This is a genomic window from Pseudomonas sp. HMSC057H01 (assembly GCF_001836405.1).
Lineage (GTDB): Bacteria > Pseudomonadota > Gammaproteobacteria > Pseudomonadales > Pseudomonadaceae > Pseudomonas > Pseudomonas aeruginosa.
The window spans coordinates 1-415 of record NZ_KV828519.1; the positions used below are offsets into that span (position 1 = coordinate 1).

1 protein-coding gene is annotated in these 415 nt (G+C 63.4%); it reads left to right on the forward strand.

All coding sequences use genetic code 11. The annotated features are described in order from the left end of the window. Positions 1–415 (forward strand): hypothetical protein (locus tag HMPREF2581_RS28950; protein WP_139180926.1); only part of this gene is annotated, 415 nt, incomplete at both ends.

The window sequence follows — 415 nt, forward strand, 5'->3', positions numbered from 1 at the left end:
CCCGTGGCGATCTCGACAACCGTGGCGGCCAGGTCGTCGGTCTGAACGAGCTGCAGGTCCAGGCTGCCGCACTGGACAATCGCAGTGCCGGTCTCCTTTCCAGCAAGGGAGACATGGACATCGAGGTCGCTCGTCTGGACAACAGTGCGGGCGGCAAGCTGGTCAGCGAGCGCCGTACGCTCTTGAAGGCGGATCGGCTCGATAATCGCAGCGGTCGCATTGTCGCCGGCCAGGATCTCGACTTGAGCTCTCGGTTGATCGACAACCGAGCGGGCGATATCTCCAGCACGTCGAGGGTGGTGGCGAGCGCTCGCGAACAGTTGGACAACCGCGGTGGCAAGATCGTTGGTGACAGTGGCCTGGACATCACAACGCCACGCATGCTCAACCAGGACAAGGGGGTACTCGCCAGCCG